At 78.3% G+C, this 207-nt stretch carries 1 pseudogene; it reads right to left on the reverse strand.

Annotation, left to right across the window (positions count from 1 at the left end):
* Positions 1-207 (reverse strand): annotated as a pseudogene (locus G3I42_RS28310) (hypothetical protein); the annotation flags it as partial.

Consider the following 207-nt stretch of genomic DNA (forward strand, 5'->3'; position numbering starts at 1 on the left):
CACCGCTCGGCGTCCCGGAACTCCCCGCGCGCGCTGTGCAGCAGGTACAGCAGGAACGCCGCCGTCCGGTTGCCGCCCTCCGCCGCGTGCCGCCACCACCACCCGGCCGCCTCCTCGGCGCGCGTCAGGTGCAGCAACGCCCCGAAGACCAGGGCTCCGTGGGGATCGCCCCCGCCCTCGTCGCCGGGCTCGGCGACGAGCCGCGCG

Origin of the sequence: Streptomyces sp. SID11385 (assembly GCF_010548245.1) — a bacterium.
Lineage (GTDB): Bacteria > Actinomycetota > Actinomycetes > Streptomycetales > Streptomycetaceae > Streptomyces.